This is a genomic window from Massilibacteroides sp., assembly GCF_028705895.1.
In the GTDB taxonomy this organism is placed as follows: Bacteria; Bacteroidota; Bacteroidia; order Bacteroidales; family Tannerellaceae; genus Massilibacteroides.
On record NZ_JAQWCQ010000098.1, the window covers coordinates 1 to 6,219 of the forward strand.

Consider the following 6,219-nt stretch of genomic DNA (forward strand, 5'->3'; position numbering starts at 1 on the left):
AAAGAAACCCTGATACAAATCGCCACAGGTATCAGCGAAGCTCAAGAAGAGCTACAGGAGACAGATTGCGCTATCAATCCAAGAGAAATAAAGAGCAAAGAAAGAGACTACGCCATTATGAAAAACACAAGGTATAACATTCAAACTATTGATTTTGAAATAGCGCTTTCCGAATCATCCAGTTCGGAAAACAAAGGGGGGATTGGTGTTGCATTAGGGGCTGTAGGATTAGCTGGCGGTAAAACTTCAAACAACGAGAATATATCCAACACAAAAATAGCATTTAGCATACCTGTTGTGCTTCCACATGTTGATAACGAAAACACCCCTGTTACCATATCTTTCACAACAAAGGTCAAGAGAAGTCGAAGGTTCGATTAAATCAATCCATTTTTCCAGTCTTTATATAGTGAATGATAGAATAAGTATCAGATACTATATTCCAATGATCTGTATAATTAGGATTAGAAAGAAGCCTCATAACCATCTTGCGGCGCAAACGCTCTGCCCTTATGGCTTTTATATATTCCTTTAGTCGTTTAAACATACATCATATATTTGAATTATCCCTTAAAATTACCGGCCATTCAAACACACTCCAAACAAAACCCCAACAAAAACCACTGGTACACAAAAATGTCACAAAAAAAAAGTGTTACAAAGAGTGTTACATTTTTTGTTACAAACCACCAGTACAGAAAAACGTAACACTCTTTATCCTGAATCAGTCGTTTTACCGCCGCCCGGAGGAAGCTGTCAAACAGCTGCCTCAAATTTGCCCGTTTTTAAGCCCGCAATTCGCATCAAATTAAAAAAACGACCATTATATCCATCAAAAACAAACCTGCGATTAAACGTCAATTCAAACAAATCGACATAAAATTGCAGGCCGTTCGAGGCTCACATCAACAACACTCCTTTGTTTTACAGGGCATTATAGGTAATTACGTTTCTGTACTATTCGTTTTGCCCCTTATAATGTATAAAAAAGAACTTAAATATCCACTTGAATCAATTTTTCAGAGAGTGTGAATAATAATATTTATTTAGATAAAATTTGTAAAAAAACGTAGAGGTCTGAATTTTGCCTAAAACCGATTAATGTATGCTGAAAAAATATTTTATTTAGAGTATTTGGAATAATAATAGTAAGTTTCACAGGAAGGGATACTTTCTATTCGGTATCTTGTTGATGATGAGACGGAAAAACTAAATTCTTGTTCCGCTGTTCCCTGAAGAGGAAGAAACAAAACGGTGTCTCGTAATCCGGTAGCTAAAATAGATTTGGCAGAAGTCGTATCTATGCTGTCAGATGGAGAGTAATAGACTGTATAAAATGCGGTTTTTTCATCCTCTTTTGGGCTGTCCCACGAAAGCTTTAATTCGTTGCCAATTTTTTCAACACGTATTTCTTCCGGCGCAGTTGGTTGTTCATTATTTAGCCACGTTAAAGGAGGAAGCATAGCCGGATAATTGTAGTAATTATTCTTTAATTCATCATAAAGGCCTTTGTTTCCGCCAATTAGATTTTTAGCTCTAAAAAAGGCAGCTCCACTTACACCGAAACTTCGAGCATAATCTATCTGATCTGTTATATGGCTGACTTCCCAATTTCCTTCTGCTTTATCTATTCTGTATGCTCCTAATCCGGGCACAATAAAACGTCCGTTCGCATTTTCAACCCAGTTATCTATAAATGGGAAAAAATCGTCATACAAATAATACATCATTGGAACAATCATATCGTGTTTCCCTTCCTTAAGCCATCTTCTGACATCCTGAAAAACACTTTCATACGCTGTCCAACCGGCATTGGGCGATTTAGGGATACGACTGAATTTACCTAAGGGAGATGAGCTGACCTGAACCCAAGGTTTCAAGGCTTTTATATCATCATAAACACTTGATACAAAAAGAGAAATATTCTCACGTCTCCAATCTGCCAGTGTTTTGTTTTTACCATATTTTCTATGTAGGGATTTATCGGGAAAACGATTCGCTTTCTCCGGATAACGGATGTAATCGAAATGAACGCCGTCTATATCGTAATTTGCAACTAATTCTTTTACAAGAGAACGTAAATAAGTTCTGGCTTCCGGTAATCCCGGATCTAAAAACCATTCACCATTATGCCGTTTGCATAATTCAGGATGTCGTTTTACTACCGAAAGTCTTCCCTGCTCTCTGACTGTCTTTTCTGAACCAACAGGAAACGTTACGAACCAGGCATGACATTCCATACCTCTTTTATGACATTCTTCAATAGCAAAAGTTAATGGATCGTATCCGGGCATTACACCGTATTGTCCGGAAAAAACCTTAGAAGCAGGTTCGATTGCGGAGCGATAGATAACATCACCCCGCAATCTGACCTGTAATAAAATCATATTGATATTTGCTCCCTGTAAACGATCTAAGAGCGTGCGTAGTTCTTCTTGCTGAAGTTCATATTCCATTTTTGTTTTTGCCGGTCGCTTTGGCCAATCCAATCCATATATTGTTGTTAACCAAACTGCTCTTATCTCCGTTTTGGGAGCTTCAGCAAATAAATTGAATGAAAATACAAAACACAGAAATAAAACTATCGTCCTCTTCATTACAGAGTCTATCTTATTTTACAACTTTTAGTGCCTCCACTGGAGTATCTGTTGTAATAAAATCAGCACCTAAGTCCATAAATTCTTTTATAACCGCCGGATCATTCACAGTCCAGATGTTTATTTTAAGACCTAAAGACTTTGCTTCTTTAAACCACTGAGGGTTTTTCTTCATTACGTTAATATGATAATCTAAACCGGCAAATCCGAGTTCTTTTAATTGAACAGGCGATAATTCACCATTCAGGTAATAAACCGGAGTTTGTGGAGATATACGAACAAACTCTTTAGCTGCATCTAAATTAAACGTAATATATTCCGTTCTATCACTTAACCCCATTTTTTCAACCATCTCGACAGATTTCCGGGCTGCTTCTCTATTCTTCTCGGGTGTAGCATGTGATTTTAGTTCGAAAATTAATTTCAAACCATCCATCTTTTTACCTTTCTTTAAATAAGCTTCTAAAGTAGGAAGTTTCTCTCCATTCAACAATCTAACTTTTTTAAGATCTGCATAGTTCAAATCCTGAACACGTCGTCCATCTATTCTGTCGTCATGAAAGATTACCAACACCCCGTCAGCAGTCATGTGTACATCAAATTCAGAACCATAAACTTTTATGTCATGCGCTTTCTCTAATGATTTCAGAGAGTTCTGTGAGGAATATTCCGTATTCCAATAGCCACGGTGAGCTATTATCTGCGTTTTATTCTGCGCACTGACTGAAAAGGCAGTTATCAGGCAGAATAACAAGATTAGTGTTTTCAGGTTGTTCATGTTTTTCATTTTTTATTCATTAAATAACGTTCTGCTTCAATAGCTGCCATACATCCTGTTCCGGCAGCTGTGATTGCCTGACGATAATGAGGGTCGGCTACATCTCCTGCAGCAAAAACACCTTCGAGGTTAGTTTTAGGTGTACCCGGTTGGACTTTGATATAACCAACTTCATCGGTTTCTATCCAAGGTTTGAATATTTCAGAATTAGGGGTATGACCAATAGCAAGGAAGAAACCATCCACGGCAATATCTACTTTTTCTTCATCCGTTTCTCCTTTTCTCTTGATTAAGTGAACTCCTTCAACTCCGTTTTCGCCAAATAAGCCCAATGTGTTATGTTCGAAAAGAACTGTTATGTTAGAAGCGCTTAACACTCGTTCCTGCATTACTTTTGACGCTCTAAGGAAAGGTTTACGGACAATTAAATAAACCTGTTTAGCTAATCCGGATAGGTAAAGAGCTTCTTCACAAGCGGTATCACCACCTCCAACTACGGCTACATTTTTCTTTCTATAAAAGAATCCGTCACAGGTTGCACAAGCAGAAACACCCATACCCGCATATTTCTTTTCATCTTCTAATCCAAGATATTTGGCGGTTGCACCCGTTGCGATAATCAAAGCGTCTGTCTCGATCACTTTTTCATCATCGATCGTTACCTTATAAGGAGATTTTGATAAATCGGTTTTTGTTGCTATTCCAATACGTAAATCAGCTCCGAAACGTTCTGCTTGCTTTTTCAGGTCTTCCATCATTTCCGGTCCCGTAATTCCTTGAGGATAACCTGGGAAGTTTTCCACTTCAGTAGTCGTAGTTAACTGACCTCCAGGTTGAATTCCTTCGTAAAGTACCGGAGACAAATTAGCACGTGAGGCATAAATTGCAGCTGTATATCCAGCAGGACCTGAACCAATAATAAGGCATCTTACTTTTTCTGTTGTCATATCTATATATTTTATATTTTGTTTTATCTAAGATCAATTACCTCCGCATCGGGAAAGTCAGACGCATTGAAAACAAAATAACTATCCGGTTGGTTCAATCCCGTCTTGATATTCATAATCCGAATAACACTTTCCATTCCATCTTTTGATAAAACGGTAATTCCTGCCGGAAGATTAGACAGTTTTTCAATCTGCAGATCTATTTGTGTTACATTGCTCTTTTTACGAGGAATAAGAGTTATATCATATGCAGATTTCCCGTTTGATGATGTACTTTCACCTTTATATTCTACTTTAAATCCCTTCTTATAGTTTCGTAATAATAATGCGGGATTCATCAACTGTAATTCTTCCGCTTCGGGATCGCTTACATTAACCTCCTCAGTACGGAGCATATACGTCCATTGCGTTTTTCCATCAAACCAGGTCAACACATCTGGCGTTTTAAAGGTAAACTTATTTCCTTTTATCTGAATTTCACCTTCAAAACTTTCTGTCATTTGTTGTTTATCCGACCGGATACGCATCGTAAATTCTGCTTTTATACCATTTGCATCCTCGTATGCTTTTGCTGCTTTGTCTAAAATTGTTGTCGCATTCTGTGCGGAAACATTTACCGAAAGACAAAACAACAATACATATATTATTTTCTTCATTGTCTATCTTTTAACGAATTTAAAAGCTGTTCTAAACTATACTCATCCTGTAAAAGAACCTGTCGGGCTTTGCTACCTTCGAATGGCCCCACAATACCAGCGGCTTCTAATTGATCCATCAATCGTCCCGCACGATTATATCCGATAGCGAACTTACGTTGTATCAAAGACGTAGATCCTTGTTGCTGAATTACAATCAGACGAGCAGCTTCATCAAACAACAGATCACGATCCGACAAATCTACTGAACCGGGGGCTTTATCACCGTCACCTTCTCCAACATATTCAGGCAATGCAAAAGCTGTAGGATATCCTACCTGGTTTCCGATAAAATTAGAGATCTGCTCTACTTCAGGCGTATCTACAAAGGCACATTGAACACGTGTCATATCATTTCCCTGAGAGAACAACAAGTCTCCACGACCAATTAATTGATTTGCACCCGGAGAGTCGAGAATCGTACGCGAGTCAATCATTGATGACACCCGGAACGCTACACGAGCGGGAAAGTTCGCCTTAATAGTACCCGTGATAATATTTGTTGACGGGCGTTGCGTCGCTATTATCATATGAATACCTACCGCACGGGCTTTTTGAGCAATACGAGCTATAGGAAGCTCTATCTCTTTTCCTGCTGTCATAATCAAATCACCAAACTCATCAATAATCACAACAATATAAGGCATAAACTTATGCCCTTTCAACGGATTCAGTCGGCGATTGATAAATTTATCATTATATTCTTTAATATTGCGGGTATGCGCTTTCATCAACAGATCGTAACGATCGTCCATTTCTTTACAAAGTGAATTCAACGTCTGAATCACTTTCGTAAAGTCTGTAATAATAGGTTTATCTGCATCCGGCAGCATCGCCAGATAATGCTTTTCTATAGAAGAATAGATACTGAATTCCACCATTTTGGGGTCAACAAGTACAAACTTCAGCTCAGACGGATGTTTTTTATACAATAATGAGGTGATGATTGCATTCAGACCGACAGATTTACCTTGTCCTGTAGCTCCAGCCACCAATAAGTGAGGCATCTTGCAAAGGTCGAACATAAATATCTCGTTGGTAATCGTTTTACCTAATGCAACCGGGAGGTCAAATTTGCTTTCCTGAAATTTACGTGATCCGATAACCGATTGCATCGATACTATCTGAGGATCTTTATTGGGCACTTCAATACCGATAGTTCCTTTACCCGGCATTGGAGCAATGATACGGATACCTAAAGC

At 38.3% G+C, this 6,219-nt stretch carries 6 protein-coding genes; 1 reads left to right on the forward strand and 5 read right to left on the reverse strand.

What is annotated here, in order from left to right; genetic code table 11:
* A partial coding sequence (locus tag PHT93_RS14895) for a hypothetical protein (protein ID WP_300244518.1) occupies nt 1-381 on the forward strand: 381 nt, incomplete at its 5' end.
* 740 nt (nt 382-1,121) lie between these two features.
* On the opposite strand, the gene PHT93_RS14900 is transcribed toward PHT93_RS14895, so the two are convergent.
* The 5 genes from PHT93_RS14900 to PHT93_RS14920 all read right to left on the reverse strand — a co-directional run.
* Complete coding sequence (locus PHT93_RS14900) at nt 1,122-2,597, reverse strand: family 10 glycosylhydrolase (RefSeq protein ID WP_300244520.1); 1,476 nt, start codon at nt 2,595-2,597, stop codon at nt 1,122-1,124.
* Nucleotides 2,598-2,610: 13 nt separating this feature from the next.
* Nucleotides 2,611-3,375 (reverse strand): glycerophosphodiester phosphodiesterase family protein, encoded by a 765-nt coding sequence (locus PHT93_RS14905; protein ID WP_300244523.1) that lies wholly within the window; start codon nt 3,373-3,375, stop codon nt 2,611-2,613.
* 5 nt (nt 3,376-3,380) lie between these two features.
* Nucleotides 3,381-4,322: a thioredoxin-disulfide reductase gene (trxB, locus tag PHT93_RS14910; RefSeq protein ID WP_300244525.1), complete on the reverse strand. Its 942-nt coding sequence runs from the start codon at nt 4,320-4,322 to the stop codon at nt 3,381-3,383.
* Nucleotides 4,323-4,345: 23 nt separating this feature from the next.
* Complete coding sequence (locus tag PHT93_RS14915) at nt 4,346-4,978, reverse strand: LolA-like putative outer membrane lipoprotein chaperone (protein WP_300244528.1); 633 nt, start codon at nt 4,976-4,978, stop codon at nt 4,346-4,348.
* The coding region (locus tag PHT93_RS14920) for an FtsK/SpoIIIE domain-containing protein (protein ID WP_300244530.1) at nt 4,975-6,219 on the reverse strand (1,245 nt) is incomplete at its 5' end. The genes PHT93_RS14915 and PHT93_RS14920, both read right to left, overlap by 4 nt.